The sequence below is a fragment of the Pseudomonas fontis genome (genome assembly GCF_028656955.1).
GTDB lineage: Bacteria > Pseudomonadota > Gammaproteobacteria > Pseudomonadales > Pseudomonadaceae > Aquipseudomonas > Aquipseudomonas fontis.
This window is the reverse complement of sequence record NZ_JAMDGY010000022.1, coordinates 39,877-64,357: the sequence shown is the minus strand read 5'-3', so window position 1 is coordinate 64,357 and position 24,481 is coordinate 39,877. Positions and strand designations below refer to the sequence as shown.

The 24,481-nt window shown below is 61.4% G+C and carries 19 protein-coding genes and 1 tRNA gene; 4 read left to right on the top strand and 16 right to left on the bottom strand.

The window, feature by feature from the left end; genetic code table 11:
* Positions 1 to 41: 41 nt before the first annotated feature.
* From M5G11_RS09280 to panB, 5 genes are all read right to left on the bottom strand, one after another.
* Positions 42 to 842 carry a carbon-nitrogen hydrolase family protein gene (locus M5G11_RS09280; RefSeq protein ID WP_273909714.1) on the bottom strand — a complete coding sequence of 267 codons (801 nt, stop codon included), beginning with the start codon at positions 840 to 842 and terminating at the stop codon, positions 42 to 44.
* A 13-nt stretch (positions 843 to 855) separates the two neighbouring features.
* The gene (locus tag M5G11_RS09275; protein ID WP_273909715.1) at positions 856 to 2,538 is read right to left on the bottom strand and encodes a flavin monoamine oxidase family protein; all 1,683 of its coding nucleotides are present in this window, start codon (positions 2,536 to 2,538) and stop codon (positions 856 to 858) included.
* A gap of 241 nt (positions 2,539 to 2,779) precedes the next feature.
* A complete protein-coding gene (locus M5G11_RS09270) occupies positions 2,780 to 3,094 on the bottom strand; it encodes a helix-turn-helix domain-containing protein (protein WP_273909716.1) in 315 nt (104 codons plus the stop codon).
* 92 nt (positions 3,095 to 3,186) lie between these two features.
* Positions 3,187 to 3,648 carry an Lrp/AsnC family transcriptional regulator gene (locus tag M5G11_RS09265; RefSeq protein WP_273909717.1) on the bottom strand — a complete coding sequence of 154 codons (462 nt, stop codon included), beginning with the start codon at positions 3,646 to 3,648 and terminating at the stop codon, positions 3,187 to 3,189.
* 67 nt (positions 3,649 to 3,715) lie between these two features.
* Positions 3,716 to 4,537, bottom strand: a complete 822-nt coding sequence (gene panB / locus M5G11_RS09260) for a 3-methyl-2-oxobutanoate hydroxymethyltransferase (protein WP_273909718.1) — start codon at positions 4,535 to 4,537, stop codon at positions 3,716 to 3,718.
* A gap of 86 nt (positions 4,538 to 4,623) precedes the next feature.
* Here panB and M5G11_RS09255 point away from each other — a divergent pair, with 86 nt between their 5' ends.
* Positions 4,624 to 5,433 (top strand): AraC family transcriptional regulator, encoded by an 810-nt coding sequence (locus tag M5G11_RS09255; RefSeq protein WP_273909719.1) that lies wholly within the window; start codon positions 4,624 to 4,626, stop codon positions 5,431 to 5,433.
* Here M5G11_RS09255 and M5G11_RS09250 read toward each other — a convergent pair.
* The 6 genes from M5G11_RS09250 to rpsU all read right to left on the bottom strand — a co-directional run bounded on the left by M5G11_RS09250 (position 5,423) and on the right by rpsU (position 15,129).
* On the bottom strand, positions 5,423 to 6,562 hold the full coding sequence (locus tag M5G11_RS09250; protein ID WP_273909720.1) for a Fic family protein: 1,140 nt from the start codon (positions 6,560 to 6,562) through the stop codon (positions 5,423 to 5,425). The genes M5G11_RS09255 and M5G11_RS09250 overlap by 11 nt on opposite strands.
* A gap of 167 nt (positions 6,563 to 6,729) precedes the next feature.
* Positions 6,730 to 6,806, bottom strand: a tRNA-Ile gene (locus M5G11_RS09245).
* 13 nt (positions 6,807 to 6,819) lie between these two features.
* Complete coding sequence (locus tag M5G11_RS09240) at positions 6,820 to 10,563, bottom strand: bifunctional diguanylate cyclase/phosphodiesterase (RefSeq protein WP_273909721.1); 3,744 nt, start codon at positions 10,561 to 10,563, stop codon at positions 6,820 to 6,822.
* Positions 10,564 to 10,689: 126 nt separating this feature from the next.
* Positions 10,690 to 12,537: an RNA polymerase sigma factor RpoD gene (gene rpoD / locus M5G11_RS09235; protein WP_273909722.1), complete on the bottom strand. Its 1,848-nt coding sequence runs from the start codon at positions 12,535 to 12,537 to the stop codon at positions 10,690 to 10,692.
* Positions 12,538 to 12,604: 67 nt separating this feature from the next.
* Positions 12,605 to 14,590 (bottom strand): DNA primase, encoded by a 1,986-nt coding sequence (gene dnaG / locus M5G11_RS09230; RefSeq protein WP_273909723.1) that lies wholly within the window; start codon positions 14,588 to 14,590, stop codon positions 12,605 to 12,607.
* A 323-nt stretch (positions 14,591 to 14,913) separates the two neighbouring features.
* On the bottom strand, positions 14,914 to 15,129 hold the full coding sequence (gene rpsU / locus M5G11_RS09225) for a 30S ribosomal protein S21 (RefSeq protein ID WP_002551877.1): 216 nt from the start codon (positions 15,127 to 15,129) through the stop codon (positions 14,914 to 14,916).
* Between the two features lie 201 nt (positions 15,130 to 15,330).
* On the opposite strand from rpsU, the gene tsaD reads away from it, so the two are divergent.
* Positions 15,331 to 16,356, top strand: coding sequence for a tRNA (adenosine(37)-N6)-threonylcarbamoyltransferase complex transferase subunit TsaD (gene tsaD / locus M5G11_RS09220; protein WP_273909724.1), 1,026 nt, complete (start codon positions 15,331 to 15,333; stop codon positions 16,354 to 16,356).
* 26 nt (positions 16,357 to 16,382) lie between these two features.
* On the opposite strand, the gene plsY is transcribed toward tsaD, so the two are convergent.
* On the bottom strand, positions 16,383 to 16,952 hold the full coding sequence (plsY, locus tag M5G11_RS09215) for a glycerol-3-phosphate 1-O-acyltransferase PlsY (RefSeq protein ID WP_273909725.1): 570 nt from the start codon (positions 16,950 to 16,952) through the stop codon (positions 16,383 to 16,385).
* 74 nt (positions 16,953 to 17,026) lie between these two features.
* On the opposite strand from plsY, the gene folB reads away from it, so the two are divergent.
* Positions 17,027 to 17,380 carry a dihydroneopterin aldolase gene (gene folB, locus M5G11_RS09210; protein WP_273909726.1) on the top strand — a complete coding sequence of 118 codons (354 nt, stop codon included), beginning with the start codon at positions 17,027 to 17,029 and terminating at the stop codon, positions 17,378 to 17,380.
* Complete coding sequence (folK, locus tag M5G11_RS09205) at positions 17,371 to 17,877, top strand: 2-amino-4-hydroxy-6-hydroxymethyldihydropteridine diphosphokinase (RefSeq protein WP_273909727.1); 507 nt, start codon at positions 17,371 to 17,373, stop codon at positions 17,875 to 17,877. Before folB ends, folK begins: the two co-directional genes overlap by 10 nt.
* Positions 17,878 to 18,017: 140 nt before the next feature.
* Here folK and M5G11_RS09200 read toward each other — a convergent pair whose 3' ends face one another.
* From M5G11_RS09200 to M5G11_RS09185, 4 genes are all read right to left on the bottom strand, one after another.
* Positions 18,018 to 19,247: a multifunctional CCA addition/repair protein gene (locus tag M5G11_RS09200; RefSeq protein ID WP_273909728.1), complete on the bottom strand. Its 1,230-nt coding sequence runs from the start codon at positions 19,245 to 19,247 to the stop codon at positions 18,018 to 18,020.
* Between the two features lie 59 nt (positions 19,248 to 19,306).
* The gene (locus tag M5G11_RS09195) at positions 19,307 to 20,872 is read right to left on the bottom strand and encodes a SpoVR family protein (protein ID WP_273909729.1); all 1,566 of its coding nucleotides are present in this window, start codon (positions 20,870 to 20,872) and stop codon (positions 19,307 to 19,309) included.
* Positions 20,869 to 22,140, bottom strand: coding sequence for a YeaH/YhbH family protein (locus M5G11_RS09190; protein ID WP_273909730.1), 1,272 nt, complete (start codon positions 22,138 to 22,140; stop codon positions 20,869 to 20,871). Before M5G11_RS09190 ends, M5G11_RS09195 begins: the two co-directional genes overlap by 4 nt.
* 147 nt (positions 22,141 to 22,287) lie before the next feature.
* Positions 22,288 to 24,210, bottom strand: a complete 1,923-nt coding sequence (locus M5G11_RS09185; RefSeq protein WP_273909731.1) for a PrkA family serine protein kinase — start codon at positions 24,208 to 24,210, stop codon at positions 22,288 to 22,290.
* Positions 24,211 to 24,481 lie beyond the last annotated feature (271 nt).

Sequence of the window (24,481 nt, the reverse complement as noted above, 5' to 3'; positions counted from 1 at the left end):
ACGGCTCCAGCGAGGCTCGAACCGTCATGCTAGCGGAAAAATCAGGCGCTGCGCGGTGGCTGATAGAGCTCCGGGCGCAGGTCGTGCAGGTACGGCGTGCTGGCGCGGCCTTCATGCACACGTTGCAGGTCGAGGTCGGCGACCAGCAGCGCCGTGTCACGCCCGGCCATGGCCAGGATGCTGCCATCCGGGCCGATGATGCTGCTTTGACCGCAGTAATGGATCTCGTCCTCGGCGCCGCAATAGTTGGCGTAGACGAGGTAGCACTGGTTTTCGTTGGCCCGGGCGCGCACGGTGACCTGGCAGATGAAATCGTAGGGCACCATGTTTGCCGTGGGCACCAGGATCAGCTCGGCGCCAGCCAGGGCCAGGCGCCGGGCGTTCTCCGGGAACTCGATGTCGTAGCAGATCAACATGCCCACCCGCCAGCCGTTGAGCTCGACCACCGGGTAATGATCCGGGCCGGGGCTGAACATCGCGCGGTCGAGGCCGCCGAACAGGTGGGTCTTGCGGTAGTTGCCCAGGCTGCTGCCATGCGCATCGATCAACTGCACGCTGTTGTAGACCTGGCCGTCCTCGCTCAGCTCCGGGTAGCCATAGACGATGGCGATGCGGTTGCTCTGGGCGATTTCCACCACGGCCAGCGCCGAGGGGCCGTCGTCGGCTTCGGCAAGACGTGCTACGGCTTCGCTGCCGATGTTGTAGCCGGTCAGGAACATCTCCGGGCACACCAGCAACTCGGCGCCACGGGCGGTGGCCACTTGCGCCTGCTGGTGCAGGCGTTCGAGGTTGCCGGGCACATCCAGTGGCAGCGGTGCGCCCTGGAACAGAGCAATGCGCATGCGGTTTCTCCTGTCAGTCGGCCAGGGCGATCGGGCCGATCTCGTTGAATACATCGCCCGGGCCCGGGTTGCTCGGGTGGGTGCTGCCGCCGAAGTGGTTCATGATGCCCCACACCGCGTTGAGCGAGGTCTGCACGGCGCCCTCGACCCAGGCTGGGGTCCAGGATACATCGTCGCCGGCAATGAAGATGCCGCGTTGTTCCGCCGGCATGTCCTGCTGCATGAAGTGCGCGTACATGCGCTGGTTGTAGCGATAGTGGCCGGGCAGGGCGCCCTTGAAGGCGCCGAGGAAGTGCGGGTCGGCTTCCCAGGACACGGTGATCGGGTCGCCGATGATATGCCCGGCGATGTCCACCTTCGGGTAGATCTTCTTCAGCGCATCCAGGGCCAGCTTCACGCGTTTTTCCACCGGGTGCGGGAGCATCTTCAAGGCATCGCTCATCCACGAGTAGGACAGGCAGATCACCCCCGGCTTGTCGTCGCCGTTGTCGAACAGGTAGGTGCCGCGGGTGAGGCGGTCGGTGAGGGTCATGCTCATGGTGTCGCGACCGGTTTGCGGGTCCTTGTCCTTCCAGAATGGGCGGTCGACCATCACGAAGGTTTTCGAGGACTGCATGTAGCGGGTGCGGTCGAGGGCCATCCACATCTTCTGTGAGAACAGCGATTCTTCGCACTCGATCTGGGTGGTCAGCAGCCAGCTCTGGCAGGTGGTGAGGACCGCCGCGTAATGGCGGGTATCACCCCAGGTGTCGGTCACGGCGAGCATACCGTCGCTGTTGCGGGTGATGCTCTTCACCCCGGCGCGTGGCGCGCCACGGTGCAGCGAGCTGAGGCTGGTACCGGCAGGCCAGTGCGCGCAACGCTCCGGCACATGGCGCCAGATGCCCAGTGGCACCTGCTCGACACCGCCGACGACCAGATGCTGGTGATCGTCGCAGTTGGTCATGACCACGCGGAAGATTTCCAGCATCGAGTTGGGGAAGTCCGAGTCCCAGCCGCCGGTGCCGAAGCCGACCTGGCCGAACACTTCGCGGTGCAGGAAGCTGAGCTTGGCGAAGGCTTTCGAGGTGGCGACGAAATCGTAGAAGGTGCGGTCGTCCCACAGCGGCACCAGGGTGTTCCACAGCGCTTTCAGGCGCGGCACATCGCGTTCGCGAATGGCCTGCTGGATATCCCCGAAGCGCGCACCATCTTCCAGGGCATCGGCCCAGGCGTCGGCGACTTCCTGGAAGAGCTTGGGCAGGTCGGCAAGTTTTTCCGCGTAGTGGGTTTGCCCTTCAAGGTCGACCACGGTGCTGCCGGAGGCGGGAGTCAGCGGGTTGGGGAAGGGCTTGGTCTGCAGGCCGAGTTTGTCGACGTAGTGGTAGAACGCCGTGGAAGACACCGGGAAACGCATGCCGCCCAGTTCCGCAACGATGCCCTCGGTGCCGGCGAAGGCTTGCGAGCGCAGGCGGCCGCCCATTTTCGAGGCTTCGTAGACGACGGGCTTGAGGCCCATCTTCATCAGTTCGTAGGCGGCGACAAGGCCGGCGATACCTGCCCCGACAATCGCCACTTCCTCGCCATGGCGTGCGGCGGGGATGCTGCCCAGGCCGGCGGGGTGTTCAATCCAGTCGTCGAAGGCGAAAGGGAAGTCCGGGCCGAAGATGGTGACGGGCTTCTTGCCGTCGGCGGGGTGGCGATTGTTGTTGTTCATGATTGACCTTGCCGGGGGCTACGCAGGGTGCGCCGCTTGAGTATAGGAAATGCCTGGCGGTCATTTTAGGGGGAGGGGTGTTCGTTATTAAGATGCAGAGTGTTGTCGATTTGTGATGATTTTGGTCATTGTGACGAAGTTGTGATGCTTTTTAACTGCATCGGCCTCGTCACAACGTACACCGGTCTTAGTGTAGGAGCCGGCGCTGCCGGCGAATGTCAGGGGCTACGGTGCAGCTTGATCAGCCCAGTGCCGCCAGGTGTTCCACCGTCTGCGGGTACTTCTGCACCAGGCGAATCAAGGCCACGGCCTGGGCATTCGGCTTGGCCCGGCCCTGCTCCCAGTTTTCCAGGGTGCGAGTATTGGTGCGCAGGTACATCGCGAACACCGGCCGCGACATGTTCAGTTGCTCGCGGATATCCACCAGTTCCGCAGCATCGATGTCTTGCAGTGCGGCGAGCTGCACTTTATGCGTGCGCAAGGTGAGCTTGCCCTGGCGTTCATCGGCCAGTGCTTCGAAGCCTTCGCTCAGTTCGGGAAAGATGTCACGTTTCATTGCTTACCCTCGTTTCCTGGGAGCAACGATAGTCTGATTTCGGGTTTTAATATACGTTATCTGCGTATCTTTAAGCGGTCAAAATGTAACCGCTACATCGGCTGCCCGCGATCAACTTTGCTGCTGAGGATGATCGACGTCGTGGTCTTCTCTACCCCGTCGACGCTGCCGATCTGGTCGAGCAACTGATCCAGTTGCTCCGGCGAGTCGCTGCGCAGCCAGGCGACATAGTCGAACTCACCGCTCACCGCGCACAACTGCTGGATCTGGCCCATGGCACTCAGCCGGCGTACCACATCCTTGCCTGAGCGAGGTTGCACGGTGATGCCGACGTAGGCCTGCAACCCGCCATCGATCACCCGCTGACCCAGGCGCACGCCGTACCCGCTGATGACCTTGGTTTTCTCCAGGCGGGCGAGTCGCGAGGTTACCGTGGTGCGGGCGATCCCCAGCTGCCGGGCCAGCGTGGCCACGCTTTCGCGGGCGTTGATTTGCAGGGCGGCAATCAGTTGGCGATCGATTTCGTCGAGGGCAGGCGGGCGTGTATCGGACATGGGAGGCTCTGGCGTGACAGTGAGCCGATTAACGCAGCTAATCGGCTCACTGTCCACCGAGCGGCACTTAGCGAACGACGCCGAAACAGTGCTGCAATTGCGGGAACGTTCCGGCGCGCACTTCACCTGCATAACACTCCAATGCTTGCTGAATCAGCGGCTGCAGGTCGGCATAGCGTTTGACGAAGCGCGGCTGATATTCGCCGAACAACCCCAGCAGGTCCTCGGTCACCAGGACCTGGCCATCACACGCGGGCGATGCGCCGATGCCGATGGTAGGAATTCTCAGGGTCTCGCTCAACTCCCTGGCCAAGGGCTCGGCAGTGCCTTCGACAACAACCGAGAACGCCCCGGCAGCCTGCATCGCCAAGGCATCGCGGCGCACTTTTGCCGCGCTGTCTTCATCCCGGCCCTGGGCCTTGAAACCGCCCTGGGTATGCACTTGCTGCGGCATCAGGCCGATATGCGCCATCACCGCAATGCCGCGTTGAACCAGAAACGCCACGGTCTCGGCCATTTCCTCGCCGCCCTCGAGCTTGACGCCCTGGGCACCGGTCTCGCGTATCAGCCGCGCGGCGCTGTGGAACGCCTGCTCAGGCGACGCCTGATAGCTGCCAAATGGCAAGTCGACCACCACGCAGGCCCGCTGCGATCCGCGCATCACCGCCTGGCCGTGGGCGATCATCATGTCGAGGGTTACCCCCAGCGTGCTTGGCATGCCATACAGCACCATGCCCACGGAGTCGCCGACGATAATCACGTCGGCCTGGGCATCGACCCAACGTGCCATCGGCAGGCTGTAGGCGGTGAGGGCGACCAGGCTACCGGCACCTTTGCGCTGCTGGATGGCCGGGATGGTCAGGCGGGTTTCACGCACGTGGGTGCTCATGGCAGTACTCCGGTCAGTTGTTCAAAGGGACGCGGCGCAGGCTACCATCGGGGTTTGTTGGCTCACTTGAGCGAAGGGGACGGGTAATGCCGTATATGGGACAAGAACAGCCGGTGCCGCCGGTGCCGACGTTGCTGTCGCAACCGGTGCAAGGGCGCATGTTCAGCATTCCGGCTGGGTACCACGTCGAGATGCACAGCCATGCCTGGGTTCAGTTCACCTATGCCAGTGCCGGGATCATGCAGGTGCTGACGGAGCGTCACAGCTACCTGCTGCCGCCGCAATGTGCGCTGTGGATTCCACCGGGGGTACGGCACACCGCCTATAGCGCGCAGACCTTGGCGTTTCGTGGGTTGTACCTGGATGACTCGGTGCTCGATGGCTATCGCCGTGACGGTGCGGTGGTGCAGGTTACCCCGCTGGTCCGCGAACTGATCGACAAGGCCAGCGGCTTCCCGCTGGAGTATCCGGCGGACGGGCCGCAGGCGCGCTTGCTGCGGGTGCTGGTCGATGAGCTTCGCGAATTGCCGGAGGCGCCGTTCAGCCTGCCATTGCCGAGTGACCCGCGCTTGCGGCGGATCACCGATGCCTTGCAGGCCGAGCCTGGGGATAACCGCAGCATCGAAGCCTGGGCCCAGCAGGTCGGGGCGTCGCGGCGCACGCTGGTGCGCCTGTTCCAGGCGCAGACGCAGTTGTCGTTCCAGGCCTGGCGCCAGCGCTTGCGGTTGCTGGCGGCGTTGCCGCTGCTGGCCGAGGGGATGAGCGTGACGGTGCTGGCCAATGAGCTGGGGTATGACTCGGTGTCGGCGTTTATTGCATTGTTCCAGCGTCATTATGGGAAGACGCCGGGGGTGTATGCGGCGGGGTTGGGGCGTGGAGGGGTTGTTACTGGTTAAGCCCTTCGAGCACATTCACCTGATAGCGGGTGCTTCGCCCCCCGCCAGGGAGGCGAACAATACAGCCCTTTTCAAGAAGATCGCTCAGGTGGCGGGTTGCTGTGGCCTTGGAAACCTGCGCGACGGCTTGATACTGGGCTGCGCTGATGCCGTTCTCAAAGCCGCGCTCACCACCATCAAGCAGGCGATTGAGTACTTTGATCTGCTCTGGAGAGAGGCTGTCGCTGCGATGAGACTGCCAGTAACGAGCCTTGCCCAGAACCCGGTCAATTCGTTTTAGTGCCTGCTCCAGGCTCTTGAGCAATGTCGACAGGAACCACTCCAGCCAGAGGGTGATATCTGGAGAGCTTCTCTGGCTACTTTCGAGCACGTGGTAGTAGCCGTTGCGATCATCAAGGATGCTCGCCGACATTGCGTAGAAACGAATGGCCTGGTGTTCGCCTTGGGCGAGCGCGAGATCGGTAAGGGCGCGGGTAAGTCGGCCATTTCCGTCATCGAAGGGGTGCAGCGTCACGAACCAGAAATGCGCGATCCCGGCGCGAATGAGTGGATCAAGCGTGGCGTCAGTCTGGCTGCTGTTGAACCAGTCGAGAAACGCCTGCAATCGCTCTGTCAGCCCTTCCCGTGGTGGCGCCTCGAAATGCACTGTGGGCCGGTCCAGGCGTCCTGAGACCACCTGCATGGGCTCGTCCCCACGCAATGTTCCGATATTGATTGGCCGAGACAGCGCTGCGGGGTCATTGGGGAATAGCCAGTGGTGCCAGGTAAACAGCCGTTGTTGCGTCAATGGTCGGTTGAAACCGGCTGTGGCATCGAACAGCAACTCGGCCAATGCTTCGCTGCGTGCCGTCGTTCGGGCGTTCTCGACGAGCCCCAGGCGGCGGGCCAGTGATGAGCGGACCGAACTGACGTTGAGCTGCTCCCCCTCGATGGCGGAGGAGGTGACGATGTTCTGTAGCAGGGTGTCCAGGCTGTTGCGCGTCTCGGCATCGCGGTCGACTGCACTGGCGATGCCTTGTAGGCGGCCTTGCAGTTGTGTGCAGGCACGCAGGAGCGGCGCAAGGCGTTCAGCTTGCCAGGTGAAGTGCGGCCAGTTCGGGTGCTGCCAGATCCACAGAAAATCGCGCATAACTGGTGCTCATGCTGTGAGCCGAATAAAAGGCTTATTCGGCTCATTAAGTGAGCCGATTGTGCGGGGTATTCGGCTCACCGTCCAGTTGCAGTGTGGTAAGAGGAAGGCAGGTCTCAAATTCCAGGCACAAAAAAGCCGCGCATTCGCGCGGCTTTTGAGAAAACTGGTGGGCCCACACGGACTCGAACCGTGGACCAAAGGATTATGAGTCCTCTGCTCTAACCAACTGAGCTATAGGCCCCAGTGGAGGCGGATTATAACGAGGGTTTCCAGGCTGTGCTATCCGAAAGATCCGAAAGTGCTAAGCGCAAAAACGTCGCAGCGAATTCCTGGGCCGGCAACGGCAGGCTGACGATGTAGCCCTGGATCTGCTCACACCCCTCCGCCGCGAGGAACTGCTGCTGCGCCTGGGTTTCCACGCCCTCGGCAATAATCGTCAACTGCATGCTGCGCCCCAGCGCAATGATCGCCCGGGCAATCGCCGCATCATGCGGGTCATCCGGCAGGCCACGGATAAACGACTGGTCGATCTTGAGAATGTCCAGCGGCAACCGCTTGAGGTAACTCAGCGAGGAATACCCGGTGCCGAAGTCATCGATGGCCAGTTGCACCCCCAGGCGTTTGAGCTGGTGCAGGATGGCCAGGCCTTCTTCAGCCTGGCTCATGATGAAGTTCTCGGTGATCTCCAGTTGCAAGTCGCCAGCCCTGAGTTGATGCGCCCTGAGCAGTTGCTCGATCCGCCGGACCAGCCCTGGCTGGCGCAACTGGGCACCGGCCAGGTTCACCGACAGCGGGCCGAAGGCGCGGTAACTCTGCTTCCACACCTGCATCTGCCGGCAAGCCTGCTCCAGCACCCAGTCGCCCAGTTGCAGGATCATGCCGTTCTCTTCGGCCAATGGAATGAAATGCTCGGGCGGCACGTCACCAAAGGTCGGGTTGCTCCAGCGGATCAACGCTTCGGCACCGACCAGGCTCTGGGTCTTGAGGCTGAACTTGGGCTGGTAGCACAGGCTCAGTTCGTTGCGCTCGATGGCCCGGCGCAGCTCGTGCTCAAGGGCGATGCGCTCACTGGCCTGGGCAGTCAGGTCGCGGGTATAGCACTCGACCCGATTGCGGCCCTTGGCCTTGGAGCGGTACATCGCCGCGTCCGCATTGCGAATCAGCGAAGCGACGTCGCAACCATCCTGCGGGTACAGGCTGGTGCCGATGCTGGCGCTGGTGAAGAACTCATGCTCGCCCGCCTGGAACGGCGCGCCGAAACAGGCCAGCAGCTTGTTGGCAATATGCTCGGCATCGCTGGGCTCATGCAGGCCGGGCAGGAGGATGATGAACTCATCACCACCCAGGCGGGCGACGGTGTCGATATCGCGCACCTGCTCTTTCAGGCGATGGGCGATGGCCTTGAGCAGCAAGTCGCCGACCGGGTGCCCCAGGCTGTCATTGATGTGCTTGAAACGGTCCAGGTCGAGGAACAACACCGCACCCTGGCGCCCCGATTCCTGCGGGCAGTTCAATGCAGATTGCAGCCGGCTTTCGAACAGCGTGCGGTTCGGCAGGCCGGTCAACGGGTCGTGGTGCGCCTGATAGTCGAGCTTGGCCTGTGCATGCTTGAGGCTGGCAATATCGGCGAACACGGCAACAAAGTGGGTGATCTCGCGATCACTGTTGCGTACGGCGCTGATCGTCAGCCATGCCGGGTACAGCTCGCCACTCTTGCGCCGGTTCTGGATTTCCCCCTGCCAATGGCCCTCGGCCGTCAACTGATGCCACATGGCGACGTAGAAGGCGCTGTCGTGATGGCCGGAAGCAAGCAGGCGAGGGGTCTGGCCCAGGGCCTCGAACTCGCTGTAGCCGGTGATCTCGCTGAAGGCGCGGTTCACTGCGCTGATGTGTTGCTCGGTGTCGGTGATCAACACGCCTTCTGCGGTGTTTTCGAAGACCGTGGCTGCCAGTTGCAGCTTCTCCTGCATCAGGTGGCGCTCGGTGATGTCGCGGGCGATGGTCAGCATGCAGTCGACACCGCCAATCGGCAGGGGCCGGGCAGACAGTTCGCACAGGCGGATCTGGCCATCGGCACGGCGGATATGGCAGCTGTAGTCACGTACAAAACCATCGCGCTTGAGCAGTTCCAGTAGCCGGCGCCGCTCGCTGAGGTCGACCCAGATCCCCAGGTCGAGTGAGGTGTGGTCCAGCGACGTCTTCGAGTCGAAGCCGCTGAGCCGGCAGAAACCCTCGTTGACCTCCAGCAGCATGCCATCGCTCTGGCGCGACAGCAGCAGGCCGTCGGGCGAGGCATGGAAAGCCTTGGCAAACTTCTCTTCGGATATTTGCAGTTGCGCCTGGGTTTCCTTGAGCTGGCTGATATCGCGCACTGCCACAACCAGCGCCGGGGTGCCGTCCAGGTCAAAGGTTTCCGCCGAGGTGAGGCCGGTGAACAGCTGGCCGTTGCTGCGCCGGAAGAGCATTTCCAGGTTGCGAATGCTGCCGGCCTGAAGACGCTGCAGGGTGCTCGGGCCGAAATCCTCCTTGCCCCAGATGTTCAGCTCGGTGGCGGTTCGCCCTATGACATCGGCGGAGCTCAGGCCGATCTGTTCCTCAAAGGCTTCGTTGACCTCCAGCAGGCAGCCATCGCTGACTCGCGCAATCACCAGGATGTCTGGGCATTGTTCAAATACCGAGGCGAATTTCTCCTCGGACAGGCGCAGGGCCTGCTCGGTGTTCTTGGCTTCGCTGATGTCGATCATGATGCCGCGCATCACCGGCTTGTGGCCGTGTTCGATCAGGCTGACGATGTCACGTACCCAAAGGATTCGCCCGTCAGCGCGGATCACCCGGTAATCGAGGCTGTGGTCGCGCCCGGCTGCGGTCTCGCTGTCGCAGTAGGCCTGGGCCCAGAGTGCGTCCTCGGGGTGCAGGATGCTGCGCCAGAACCCGGACTGTAACCACTGGCTCAGTGGATAACCCAGCAGATCCTCGGCGTGCGGCGATACATAGTTGTAGGTGAAATCGTTGGCGTCGGCTTCCCAGGCAATCGCCGACAGGCTCTCGACCAGGCCGCGGTAGTGGTATTCGCTGCTGCGCAGCTCCTGCTCCAGGGCGATGCGCCGGGAGATTTCCGAGCTGAGGCGGCGGTTGACGCGAATCACCGCCACCAGGATGGCCACCAGCAGCAATACCGTCGGCAAGCCATAGATCAACAGGTCATACCAGAGCGTGCGATGGTCGAGCACCTTACCCACCCAGCGCTCCTGGATATTGCTGACTTCCTCGGGGCTCATGTCGGCGAGCACCTTGTCGATAATGCCCACCAGGATTTTCTGGTTACGCGGTACGCCCATCGCCAGTTGATAGCGATAGGGCGTCTCGCCACTGACGTAGAGCCCTTCTAGCTTCTGTTGGCGCAGGCTCCAGACGCTGGAGGCGAGGTCGCCGACCACGGCATCCACTTCATCGGTGGCCAGTGCCTGCAACGCCGAGCTGACATTGGGCATGGCGACCAGGTTCAGGTCGGGGTGATGGGTGCGCAGCAGTTCATGCGGGGCATAGTTCTCCACCACGGCGATCTTCAGGCCATACAACTGCTCAAGGGTGCGCGGCTGGGGCCCGCCTTCGTGGGCCAGAATGACGATCGGGAAGTCCAGGTAGGGGCGGCTGAATGCCAGGTAGCTCTGCCGTTCGGGGGTAGACATGATGCCGGGCAGTACGTCGAGCGTGCCTTGTTTCGCCTGTTCGAGCACGGCTGTCCAGCTGACCGGTTCGATCGGCTTGAACGCAACGCCCAGGCGCTCCTGGAGCAATTCGATGTAGTCGGCGGCCAGTCCCTGGTAACGGCCTTCCTGGTCCCTGTATTCGAAGGGAGGCCATGAGGCATCAACGCCCAGGCGCAGCTGCGGGTGAGCGCTGAGCCAGGCCTGTTCTTCATCGGTCAGGGTAAAGGCGCCGGCCGTCGCGCTCCAGAACAGCAGGAGCTGCAACAAGAGGACCGGCAGTCTGGGCATAACGGCCTCGTCACACGTGTGGGTAGATTCGAGTGTAGACGGGGCTTTCGCGCATGGGCCAGTGGCCAAAGGCTTAAAGATGGACGGGCAGAAAAGAAAAACCCCGGCGGGTGCCGGGGTTTGTCATTACTCGTCGAGGAAGGAGCGTAGATGCTCGCTTCGCGTCGGGTGGCGCAGCTTGCGCAGCGCCTTGGCTTCGATCTGACGGATCCGTTCACGGGTCACGTCAAACTGTTTACCGACCTCTTCGAGGGTGTGATCAGTGTTCATGTCGATACCGAAACGCATGCGCAGCACTTTGGCTTCGCGAGCGGTCAGACCGGAGAGCACGTCACGGGTCGCTTCTTTCAGGCTTTCAACCGTGGCGACATCGATTGGCGACTGCATGGTCGAGTCTTCGATGAAGTCACCCAGGTGCGAGTCTTCGTCGTCACCGATCGGGGTTTCCATGGAGATCGGCTCTTTGGCGATCTTCAATACCTTGCGGATCTTGTCCTCAGGCATCTCCATGCGCTCACCCAGCTCTTCCGGGGTCGGTTCACGGCCCATTTCCTGCAACATCTGCCGGGAAATACGGTTGAGCTTGTTGATCGTCTCGATCATGTGCACCGGAATGCGGATGGTGCGCGCCTGGTCGGCGATCGAACGGGTGATTGCCTGACGGATCCACCAGGTCGCATAGGTCGAGAACTTGTAGCCACGACGATATTCGAACTTGTCCACCGCCTTCATCAGGCCGATGTTGCCTTCCTGAATCAGGTCGAGGAACTGCAGGCCGCGGTTGGTGTACTTCTTGGCAATCGAGATCACCAGACGCAAGTTGGCCTCGACCATCTCTTTCTTCGCGCGACGAGCCTTGGCTTCACCGATCGACATGCGACGGTTGATGTCCTTGATCTCGGCGATCGTCAGACCGCTCTCGGTCTCCAGATCGATCAGCTTCTGCTGACAGGCGACGATGGCGTCGTTCTTCTCACCCAGCGCCGCAGCCCACTTGGTGCTGCGCTTGGAGAGATCACCGCTCCAGGTCTGGTCGGTTTCGTTGCTCGGGAACAGGCGCAGGAAGTCGGCGCGCGGCATACGGGCATCACGCACACACAGCTGCATGATGGCGCGTTCTTGCTGACGCAGACGATCCAGGGCGCTACGAACACGCTCAACCAGCACTTCAAACTGTTTAGGCACCAGCTTGATCGGCATGAACAGTTCAGCCAGTTCGAGCATCGCCTTGATGCTGTCCTTGTGCTGACGGCCGTTCTTTTTCAGTACCTTGAGGGTGGCGTTCAGTTGTTCCTGGACGGCACCAAAGCGCTGACGAGCGATTTCAGGATCGGGACCACTTTCGGTCTCTTCCTCTTCGTCATCGCTTTCTTTCTCTTCTTCGTCATCTTCAGCGTCGGCCTTGGCCGGTGCTTTCGGATCAACCGGAGGCGGTACTTCGGCCGGCGCGGCAATGCCGTCATCCGGGTCGATGTAGCCGCTGAGGACGTCCGACAAGCGGCCGCCTTCGGTGGTCACGCGGTCGTATTCGCTGAGAATGTAATCGACAGTACCCGGGAAGTGGGAGATAGCCCCCATCACTTCACGAATACCCTCTTCGATACGCTTGGCGATTTCGATCTCGCCTTCACGGGTCAGAAGCTCGACGGTACCCATTTCACGCATGTACATGCGCACCGGGTCGGTGGTACGACCGATATCGGTCTCCACAGCCGCCAACGCTGCAGCGGCTTCTTCAGCGGCGGCTTCGTCGGTATCGGCTTCGGCCAACAAAAGGGCATCCGCATCCGGAGCACTCTCGAATACGTTGATCCCCATGTCGTTGATCATGCGGATGATGTCTTCCACCTGCTCTGGATCTGAAATATCCTCAGGCAGGTGGTCGTTGACCTCCGCGTAAGTCAGGTAACCCTGCTCACGACCGCGGGTGATCAACTCTTTGATGCGAGACTGCTGTTGCGCTTTTCCGGACATAACACCCTATCCACTGAAGGTCTTGGCGGGCAAAAAACAAGCCGAGGATTATACCCGAGCATGGACCTCACACGCCAGCTGAGGTCGGGGTTTGTGCGGGAACATTCCGGCTTAACAGGTCGCGCAGCTGATTTTTTTCCTCTGCGCTCAACTCACTTTGACGTGCTTTCCTGAGCAGATGTTCCAGGCTTCGCTCGCGTTGGCGAGCGGACAAGCTAGTTATAGTGTCGAAAAACTGTTGTTCAAGGTTGTCGGCATCGATCAGCCATTCCTTTTCCGCCAGGGCCCGCAGCAGGCGTCCTTGCTCGGTGCCGTGCCAGCGGGCAATCAACTGTAGTGAGCGTAGCTCAGGATTCTTTTGCAACGCCTCGAGCAGGGCGATCAGCAACTGGGCGTAGACGTGCTCTTCAGCGGCAAAATGGCTGGCATCTTCGACCTTCTTGGCCAACTGCGGATGGTGCAGCAGGGTGCGCAGGGCGCTCAAGGTCGGCGGTTCTACCGAGGTCGGAACGCGCGGCGGGTGGAATTCCTGGCGCTTGCCATTCTTGTCCCACGGCTTGCCCTTGCGGTTCTTGTCCCAGGGTTTGTCTTCCCACTTTTTCTTCTGCCCGCCTTGCTGCGGGGTCCACGGCTGTTGCTGCGGCTGGAAGTGTTCGCCCTGGTGGAAGTCGCTGAAGTCGGGGCTGTAGTCGGGAACCGCATCGTAGTCGATGCCCGGATCGTACGCCGGCGGCGCCTCATTGGGTGCGCTGTGGCTCAGTTGCTCGACCTGCTGGTTGTCCAGCCCGGTGATTTCCTTGAGGCGATTGCGCATCAGTGCGCGCAGGTTGGCGCCCGGCACTTTTTCGATCAACGGTGCTGCGAGGGTGGCCATATGGGCCTTGCCTTCGAGCGAGCGTGGGTCAGCTTCTTCGGTCAGCTGCTGGAAGAAATAGTCGGCCAGGGGCTGGGCGTGCTGGTTGATCCGGGCGCGGAAGGCATCGGTGCCCTCGGCGCGGACCAAGGTGTCCGGGTCTTCGCCTTCCGGCAGGAACAGGAAGCGCGCCTTGCGCCCGTCTTGCAGGCTCGGTAGCGCCGCTTCCAGGGCGCGCCATGCGGCGTTGCGGCCTGCCTGGTCGCCGTCGAAGCAGAACAGTACGCTCGGCACCACGCGGAACAAGCGCTTCAGGTGCTCCTCACTGGTCGCTGTGCCGAGGGTCGCAACGGCGTTGCGCAGGCCTTGCTGGGCCAGGGCGATAACGTCCATGTAGCCCTCAACCACGATGATTTCATCGAGGTTGCGGTTGAACTTGCGCGCTTCGTACAGCCCGTACAGCTCCTGGCCCTTGTGGAACACCGGGGTTTCCGGGGAGTTCAGGTACTTGGGCTTGTCATCGCCGAGCACGCGGCCACCAAAGGCGATCACCCGGCCACGGCTGTCGCGGATCGGGAACATCACCCGGTCACGGAAACGGTCGTAGCGCTTGCCGCTTTCAGCGTTCTCGATCAGCAGGCCAGCATCGATCATGGCTTTTTGCTGAAGGGTATCGCTGCTCAGGTGCTTGAACAGGTTGTCCCAGCCAGGCGGGGCGAAGCCCAGGCCGAAATCGCGGGCGATCTCGCCAGACAGGCCACGGCCTTTCAAGTATTCGACGGCGGATTTGCGGGTCGGGTGGCCTTTCAGCGCCTGGCGATAAAACTCGGCGGCAGCTTCGAGCAACGGGTAGAGCGGTGAGTCGGTCGGTTGGCGGGGCTTGTGCCCGCGGCCGCTTTCTTCACGCGGCACTTCCATGCCGGCGGCCTTGGCCAGCTCTTCGACGGCCTGGGGGAAGTCCAGGTTGTCGTGGTCCATGATGAAACCGAGCGCGTTGCCGCCGGCGCCGCAACCGAAGCAGTAGTAGAACTGTTTGTCGGGGCTGACGCTGAAGGAGGGGGTCTTCTCCTTGTGGAACGGGCAACAGGCGGTGTGGTTTTTGCCGGCTTTTTTCAGTTGAATGCGCGAACTCACCACGTCGACGATGTCGGTGCGGTTAAGGAGGTCGTCGATAAAACTTTGGGGGATCAGCCCGGCCATGGCACTCTCATCATCAGGCGACAAACAAGTGTAATCGCTAATGCTGCAGGGACGGCTGCGCATTCGAAGCGATGTCGAATGGCGTAACACAAAAATCGGAAGGGTGTGCTCGTCTGCAGCCGGTTAAAGCTCGTCAGGGTGACGTGCACGTCTGGCGATTAAACCAGTTCTGACGTTTAGGCAGGCTTGTCCTTGCTGCGAAACAGCTTGGACGTCTCTGCTACGACTGCCCGAAGGCAGGCATGACAGAGAAAAACAGCAGCATCTGCCGACAGCCCGGCTTGAAGGCCGGGCATGGCAGAAGCTTGCGACGCTAGTCTGTATTAGTACAGACGAACGGCGCGGCGCTGTTCGCGCTGAACTTTCTTGGCGTGACGCTTAACAGCGGCTGCTGCTTTGCGCTTACGCTCAGAAGTCGGCTTCTCGTAAAATTCGCGGCTACGAACTTCAGCCAGTACACCGGCTTTTTCGCAGGAGCGCTTGAAACGACGCAGAGCTACGTCGAAGGGTTCGTTCTCTTTAACTTTGACGGCTGGCATCCAGAGCTACCTTCATTCATTACCGGGGTCAACGAACTCGTGGCAAAAATGTGCACTGGAGAACGTCGGTTTTTAAGGGTTGCGGATGTTAACCCTTAGCTGCCCGGAATGCAAAGCCTCTGATCGAAAACCGCTGGTCGGCACCCGGAGTGGGGACTATCATGCGCGCCTTCGAATTCAGCCTCAACAAGGCGCAGACCCATGCTAGTACTGGGATTGGAAACATCCTGCGATGAAACCGGCGTCGCATTATACGACAGTGAACGCGGCCTGCTGGCCGACGCATTGTTCAGCCAGATCGACCTGCACCGCGCGTATGGCGGTGTGGTGCCGGAGCTTGCCTCGCGTGATCACGTCAAGCGCATGCTGCCGCTGATCCGACAGGTGTTGGCCGAAGCCGACTGTGTCGCCACCGAGATCGACGCGATCGCCTACACCGCGGGCCCTGGCCTGGTCGGTGCGCTGCTGGTGGGCGCTTCGTGCGCCCAGGCGCTGGCGTTTGCCTGGGGCATTCCGGCCCTCGGTGTGCACCACATGGAGGGCCACCTGCTGGCCCCGATGCTCGAGGAGCAGCCACCGGAGTTCCCGTTCGTCGCTTTGTTGGTGTCGGGTGGGCATACGCAGTTGGTACGAGTCGATGGCATCGGCCAATACGAGCTGCTTGGCGAGACACTCGACGATGCCGCGGGCGAAGCGTTCGACAAGACCGCCAAGCTGATGGGCCTGAATTATCCGGGCGGCCCCGAAATTGCCCGGTTGGCCGAGCAGGGCGTGGCGGGGCGTTTCGTCTTCCCGCGGCCAATGACTGACCGTCCTGGCCTGGAATTCAGCTTCAGTGGCCTGAAAACCTTCGCCCTGAACACCTGGCAGCAGTGCCAGCGTACTGGGGACGACGGCGAACAGACCCGTTGCGACGTCGCGCTGGCCTTCCAGCAGGCGGTGGTGGAGACTCTGACCATCAAGTGCAAGCGCGCCCTCAAGCACACCGGGCTCAAGCGCCTGGTGATCGCTGGCGGCGTGAGTGCCAACAAGGCGCTGCGCACGTCGCTGGAAGAAATGCTCGCCGGTTTGAATGGCAACGTGTACTACGCTCGGCCGCAGTTCTGCACGGACAATGGCGCGATGATCGCCTACGCGGGCTGTCAGCGTTTGGCGGCTGGCCAGCACGAAACCCTGGCCATCAGCGTGCAGGCGCGTTGGCCGATGGAGCAGTTGCCGGCGCTGTGAACCTGAGCAGGATTCATGTGCAGTGTTTAGAAATGCCGTTCGCGCCCGGCAAAAAGGTCGCGTAGATTGCCGCGATGGCGCCACACGATGAGCACGGTCAGTACGCTCATCGGCAGCAGCGCCTCCGGCTCACGCCAGGCCAGCAATGGCAGGATGAGCGGGGTGGCAATCAACGCGGCCAGAGAGCTGGTGCGAGTGAGGTAGAAGGTCAGCAGCCAGGCGCTGATGGCCAGCAAGGCGGCCGGTGGATACAGGCCGAGCAGCATGCCGGCGGCGGTGGCAACACCTTTGCCGCCACGGAAGCGGAAGTACAGCGGGAACAGGTGGCCAATCACCGCGCACAAGCCGATCCAGGCTTGTTCCTGTTGGTCCATGCCGAACAGGCGTGCGATCAGCACCGGTAGCAGGCCCTTGAGCAGGTCGCCGAGCAGGGTCAGGACAGCCAGCTTCCTGCCTGCCAGGCGCAGCATGTTGGTCGCGCCGGCATTCCCCGAACCGCTCATGCGCGGGTCTGGGCTGCCGTTGAGGCGGCTGAGGACGATGGCGAAGGACAGCGAGCCAAGCAGGTAGGCGAGCAGTGCCAGTAACCAAAACATGCTAACTATTCCGGGCGAGGACGCCCTGATTCTAACGGCGCTAGGCGCCCTTGTCGTGCTGTGGAGAGAAGTGCTTGGACAGAGTGTTCATCGAAGGGCTGGAAGTCGACACCGTGATCGGCGCCTACGATTGGGAGCGTGGCATTCGTCAGTGCCTGCGCCTGGACCTGCGGTTTGCCTGGGATAATCGCCCGGCAGCGGCGGGCGATGACCTGACCCTGGCACTGGATTACGCCAGTGTTTCGGCGCGTATCCAGGCGTTTGCCGAGCAGGCCCAGTTCCAGTTGGTCGAGACCTTTGCCGAGCGCCTGGCCCAGGTGCTGATGGCCGAGTTCCAGATTCCCTGGTTGCACTTGAAGCTGACCAAGCCGGGCGCCGTTCCGGCTGCCAGCGGTGTTGGCGTGGAGATCGAGCGCGGATGTCTCTGACCCTGGTCTACCTTGGTCTCGGTAGCAATGTCGAGCGTGAGCGGAACCTGACGGCCGGGCTTGATGCGCTGGCCGGCCTGCTGCAGGACATGCGCTGCTCGGCGGTATTCGAAAGCCAGGCGGTGGGCATCAAGAGCGGTCCGTTCTTCAATCTGGTGGTGTCTGGTCTGAGCGATTTGCCGCTGATGGAGCTGGATCGTCGGCTCAAGTTCATCGAGGCCGACAACGGCCGCTACGCGCCTGAACGCAAAGGCTTGCCGCTGGATATCGACGTGCTGATGTATGGCGACTTGCACGGCAGTTTCGACGGGCTGGTGCTGCCGCGTGCGGAGATTCTGAAGAATGCCTTCGTGCTGTGGCCGTTGTCGTTGATTGCGCCAACGCTGGTGCACCCGGGGGCGGGCAAGACAATGGCGCAGTTGTGGGGTGAGGCGCAGATCGATCAGGTCTTGGCCCCGGTGCCGTTTGAGTGGCACGGGCGGCAACTGACGGTGTAGCGCTGCTCTGCCGGGGTAACAGCCTTGCTTGGGGCACTGTGGGAGCTGGCCTTGCCAGCGATCGACCGAGTATCGGTCGCCAGCCATCCGGGCCTCATCGCCGGCAAGGCCGGCTCCCACAGGTGAAGTCAGGGTAGGGCTCAGCTACCGGCATTGTCCTTGTAGGCTTTCAGCGCCTTCAGTCGTTCCTTCTTGATCGCCTCGCCCAGGGCTTGACCGGTGTAGCCTTGCTGCACCAGCGGTTGCACCGCTATCGCGCGCGCTGCCTCTGCCGCGCCGCGCAGATATGCGGCCTGCGGATACTCCCGTGCTTCCAGCCCCAGTCTTGCGCGTGCATCCATCTCGCACGCAGCGATAAATTCCTCGAAACGCTGCGGTCGCCGATACACATCAAAGCTCTGCAAAAGCTCAAGCAAGGTTGACGCCTTCAGCTCCAGCGCCCGGTGCCCGTGGGTGTGGTACTCCCCCACCAGCAGCGCCAGCTCCTGGCAGTCGCGCGGCGCTTTGAAGCGCTGGTTCACCGCCTTGATCAGCTTGAGCCCACGGTGCTCGTGAGCAATATGCCGTGGCCATTCCTCTGGCGGGGTCAGGCCTTTCCCCAAGTTGTGCAGTAGGCAGGCCCAGCGCACAGTCAGCGGCTGCTGATGCTTTGCCGCCTGCTCAAGCACTGCGAGGGTGTGCACCCCGGTGTCCACCTCCGGGTGATGCGCTTCCGGTTGAGGCACACCAAACAGCGCGTCGACCTCCGGCATCAGTTCCTTGAGCGCACCACAGTCGCGCAGCACCTGGATAAACACCTGGGGCTGGTCTTCCATCAGCGCGCGGGCGATCTCCTTCCAGCTGCGCTCGGCGGTCAAGGCTTGAAGCTCGCCCGACTCACTCAGCTCGCGCATCAGCTCAAGGGTGTCCGGGGCCACGGTAAAGCCCAGCCCGGCATAGCGCGCGGCAAAGCGTGCGACGCGCAGGACGCGCAGGGGATCTTCGGCAAACGCCGGCGATACGTGGCGTAAAATTCGATCTTCGAGGTCTTTCTTGCCGTTGTACGGATCGGTGATGTGCCCGTCGTCATCTTCGGCCATGGCGTTGATGGTGAGGTCCCGACGAATCAGGTCTTGCTCAAGGGTAACCTCGGGGCTGGCGTGAAAGGTGAAGCCGCCATAGCCGCGACCGCTTTTGCGTTCGGTCCGGGCCAGGGCGTATTCCTCGCCGGTTTGCGGGTGCAGGAACACCGGAAAGTCCGACCCTACCGGGCGATAGCCCAAGGCTTGCATCTGTTCGACGCTCTCCCCAACCACCACCCGATCGATATCGGTGACCGGCCTGCCGAGCAGGCGGTCGCGCACGGCACCGCCGACTTTATAGATCTGCATGAAAAACCTCCGTTGAAGCCACAGGATACCCTGTCTGGCTGCAACGGAGGTCGGCTGCGCTAGAGGTGCACGACAGCGAGGTCCAGGCGGCCATAGTCGCCTTCGCTGCCGTGTTCACCCTTTGGGGGGACGTGAAAGGTTTTCATGATCTGGTCGCCTTGCAGGGTTTCCAGATGGATGTCGAAGCCCCACAGGCGGTGCAGATGCTTGAGCACTTCCTCGGTGGAGTCGCCCAGGGGTTTGCGGTCGTGCTGCTGGTGACGCAGGGTCAGCGAGCGGTCGCCGCGACGGTCGATGCTCCAGATCTGGATATTTGGCTCGCGGTTGCCCAGGTTGTACTGCGCGGCCAGGGTTTCACGAATGATCCGGTAGCCCGTCTCGTCGTGAATCGCCGGTACCAGCAGGTCGTCCTTCTGGTCGTCATCAAGGATGCTGAAGAGCTTCAGGTCACGGATTACCGTGGGCGACAGGTACTGCAGGATGAAACTCTCATCCTTGAAGCTGCTCATGGCGAACTTGATGGTCGACAGCCAGTCACTGCCGGCGATGTCCGGGAACCAGTGGCGGTCTTCCTCGGTGGGGTGTTCGCACATGCGCCGGATGTCCCGGTACATGGCAAAGCCCAGCGCGTAGGGGTTGATACCGCTGTAGTACGGGCTGTCGAAGCCAGGCTGGAAGACTACGCTGGTGTGCGACTGGAGGAACTCCATGATGAAGCCTTCGGTGACCAGGCCTTCGTCATACAGGTCGTTCATCAGGGTGTAGTGCCAGAAGGTGGCCCAGCCCTCGTTCATCACCTGGGTTTGCCGCTGCGGGTAGAAGTACTGCGCAATCTTGCGCACGATCCGCACGATTTCCCGCTGCCAGGGCTCCAGCAGCGGCGCGTGTTTCTCGATGAAGTACAGGATGTTTTCCTGCGGCTCGGCCGGGAAGCGGGCGTTGTCTTTCTCGTTGTACTTGTCGTTGCCCTTGGGGATGGTCCGCCAAAGGTCGTTGATCTGCTTTTGCAGGTGTTCTTCACGATCTTTCTGGCGACGCCGTTCCTCTTCGGCGGAAATCGGGTAGGGGCGCTTGTAGCGGTCTACACCGTAGTTCATCAGGGCGTGGCAGGAGTCGAGCAGGTCTTCGACCGCATCAATGCCGTGGCGCTCCTCGCACTGGGTGATGTACTGCTTGGCGAACACCAGGTAATCGATGATCGAACTGGCATCGGTCCAGGTGCGGAACAGGTAGTTGCCCTTGAAGAAGCTGTTGTGCCCGTAGCAGGCATGCGCCACCACCAGTGCCTGCATGCAGATGGTGTTTTCTTCCATCAGGTAGGCGATGCACGGGTCGGAGTTGATCACGATCTCGTAGGCCAGGCCCATCTGGCCCCGGCTGTAGGACTTCTCGGTGCTGAGGAAGTGTTTGCCGTAGGACCAATGGTGGTAGCCCAGGGGCATGCCGACGGAAGCGTAGGCGTCCATCATCTGCTCGGCCGTGATCACTTCGATCTGGTTGGGGTAGGTGTCCAGGGCGTAGCGCTCGGCCAGGCGGCTGATTTCTCGGTCATAGGCCTGGATAAGCTCGAACGTCCATTCGGACCCGGTCGAAAGGGGCTGGCGTTTCTGCTCTCTAGCGGTCATGTCACTAACCTGCGCTGGAAGAGTTCACGGAAGACCGGATAGATATCGCCGGCCGACACCAACTGCTGCTGCGCGAACGTATCGGGGAATGACTCGCCGATGCGCTCGTACTCGTACCACAAGGCCTGGTGTTCGCGAGGGGTGATCTCGACGTAAGTGTAGTACTGCACGAACGGCATGATCTGCTTGCTGAGGATCTCGCGGCAGATCGGCGAATCGTCGTTCCAGTTGTCGCCATCGGAAGCCTGGGCGGCGTAGATGTTCCATTCATTGGCCGGGTAGCGTTCGGCCATGACTTCCTGCATCAGTTTCAGGGCGCTGGAGACGATGGTGCCGCCGGTCTCGCGTGAGTAGAAGAACTCTTCCTCGTCCACTTCGCGGGCGCTGGTGTGATGGCGGATGAACACCACTTCAATACGGTCATAGTTCCGTTTCAGGAACAGGTACAGCAGGATGAAGAAGCGTTTGGCGATGTCCTTGGTGGCCTGGGTCATCGAGCCGGACACGTCCATCAGGCAGAACATCACCGCCTTGGAACTGGGGTTGGGTTGTTTGATCAGCAGGTTGTACTTGAGGTCGAAGGTGTCGAGGAACGGGACCCGGTGAATGCGTGCGCTCAAGCGCTCAATTTCGGCTTCAAGGGCTTGAATGTCGCCGAAGTTGTCTGGTTCTTCGCGTTTCAGGCGGGCCAGTTCTTCCTGCACTTCGCGCAGTTTCGCGCGGCTGCTGCCGGACAGGGCGATACGCCGTGCATGGGCCGAGCGCAGGGTGCGGATGATGTTGATGCGCGACGGGTTGCCTTCGTTGCTGATGCCTGCACGTACGGTCTTGAAGGTGTCGGTGCCGGTCAGGTGGCGCTTGACCAGGTTGGGCAGCTCAAGGTCTTCGAACATGAATTCGAGGAACTCTTCCTGGGTGATCTGGAACACAAACTCGTCCATGCCTTCGCCGGAGTTGCCGGCCTTGCCGCGCCCACCGCCGCCGCCACCCCCTTGTGGCCGGGCAATGTGTTCGCCCGCAGTGAATTCCTTGTTGCCGGGATGCACCACGGTCTGCTTGCCGCCGCGGCCATGGTGCAACACGGGCTCGTCGATATCGCGGCCCGGGATGCTGATCTGTTCGCCGTGCTCCATGTCGGTGATGGAGCGGCGGCTTACCGCCTCTTCGACGGCCTTCTTGATGTGGTCACGGTAGCGCCGCAGGAAACGCTGGCGGTTTACCGTGCTCTTGTTCTTGCCGTTCAGACGTCGGTCAATTACGTAACTCATTGGGCGCCTCCGGAAGGCAGCAGTAGCTGCAAGCTCTAAGCTTCACGCTGCAAGTTAGAGCATGAACTGCAAGCTACCGGCGAAGCCGCGACCCTCCGGACAAACGGCGTGCCCCCTGTAGCTTGCAGCTTGTAGCTCACCTCTGTCTTATTGGGACTTCCTGACCCGCAGGTACCATTCCGAGAGCAACCGGACTTGCTTGTCGGTGTAGCCACGCTCAACCATCCGCGTGACGAAGTCGTTGTGTTTCTGCTGATCCTCTTTGCTGGCCTTGGCATTGAAGCTGATGACGGGCAGCAGGTCCTCGGTGTTGGAGAACATTTTCTTCTCGATGACCACACGCAGCTTCTCGTAGCTGAGCCAGGTCGGGTTCTTGCCGTTGTTGTTGGCCCGGGCGCGCAGTACGAAGTTGACGATCTCGTTGCGGAAGTCTTTCGGGTTGCTGATGCCGGCCGGTTTCTCGATCTTCTCCAGCTCCTCGTTGAGGGCGATACGGTTGAGGATCTCGCCGGTTTCCGGGTCGCGGTATTCCTGGTCCTGAATCCAGAAGTCGGCGTACAGCACGTAGCGGTCGAAGATGTTCTGCCCGTATTCGCTGTAGGACTCCAGGTACGCGGTCTGGATTTCCTTGCCGATGAACTCGATGTAGCGCGGCGCCAGGTACTCTTTCAGGAAGCGCAGGTAGCGCTCGCGCACCTCTGCCGGGAATTGCTCCTGCTCGATCTGCTGTTCCAGCACATACAGCAGGTGCACCGGGTTGGCGGCGATTTCATGCGGGTCGAAGTTGAAGACCTTGGAGAGGATCTTGAACGCGAAGCGGGTCGACAGGCCATTCATGCCCTCATCGACGCCGGCCGAATCGCGGTACTCCTGGATCGACTTGGCCTTTGGATCGGTGTCTTTGAGGTTTTCACCGTCGTAGACGCGCATTTTCGAATAGATGTTCGAGTTCTCTGGTTCTTTCAGGCGCGACAGCACGGTGAATTGGGCCAGCATCTTCAGGGTGTCGGGTGCGCAGTGGGCCTTGGCCAGCGAGCTGTTGAACAAGAGCTTGTCGTAGATCTTGATCTCGTCACTGACGCGCAGGCAGTACGGCACCTTGACGATGTAGATCCGGTCGATGAACGCCTCGTTGTTCTTGTTGTTGCGGAAGCTGTGCCATTCCGATTCGTTGGAGTGGGCCAGCAGGATCCCGGAGTAGGGGATCGCCCCCAGGCCTTCGGTACTGTTGTAGTTGCCTTCCTGGGTGGCAGTCAGCAGTGGGTGCAGCACCTTGATCGGCGCCTTGAACATCTCGACGAATTCCATCAGGCCCTGGTTGGCCCGGCACAGTGCGCCCGAGTAGCTGTAGGCATCGGCGTCGTTCTGTGGGTATTCCTCAAGCTTGCGGATGTCGACCTTGCCGACCAGTGCCGAGATGTCCTGGTTGTTCTCGTCACCCGGCTCGGTCTTGGCCACGGCAATCTGGTTGAGGATCGAAGGGTAGAGCTTGACCACCTTGAACTGGCTGATGTCGCCGCCGAATTCGGCCAGGCGCTTGGTTGCCCAAGGCGACATGATGGTGCTCAGGTAACGCCGGGGGATGCCGAAGTCTTCTTCAAGAATGGCGCCATCTTCAGTGGCGTTGAACAGCCCCAGGGGCGACTCGAAGACCGGTGAGCCCTTGATCGCGTAGAAGGGCACCTTCTCCATCAGCTGTTTGAGTTTTTCGGCCAGCGACGATTTACCGCCACCTACCGGGCCGAGCAGGTACAGGATCTGCTTCTTCTCTTCCAGGCCCTGCGCAGCATGGCGGAAGTAGGAGACGATCTGGTCGATGCACTCTTCCATGCCGTGGAAGTCTTCGAAGGCCGGGTAGCGACGGATGACCTTGTTGGAGAAGATCCGCGACAACCTGGAGTTGTTCGAGGTGTCGACCAGCTCCGGTTCACCGATAGCCATCAACAGGCGTTCGGCCGCCGAAGCGTAGGCACTGCGGTCCTGCTTGCAGAGCTCCAGATACTCCTGCAGCGAGAGCTCTTCCTGGCGGGTGGACTCGAAACGTTGTTGGAAGTGGCTAAAAATACTCATGACGTCACCTCGCTCGATACGTGGAGCCGGCGCCGGATCAGTCAGTTGATGCTGGCATGCAGCCGACACTGTCGACTGCTGTATACCCCCCAGAACACCTAAAGTCGCTACCGATGACCCGTACGCCGGTGTACCGGCTCTCCCCTTTTTGGATGGCCTGGGCTTAAGGATAGTTGGTAATCGGGGAGGTCAAGGGCGGTTGCACATGAAGTTCGCCACGACCGTTCGTCTGGTCAGGCGCGAGCCCGCACGGGGCGCGGGCTGCGGGAGA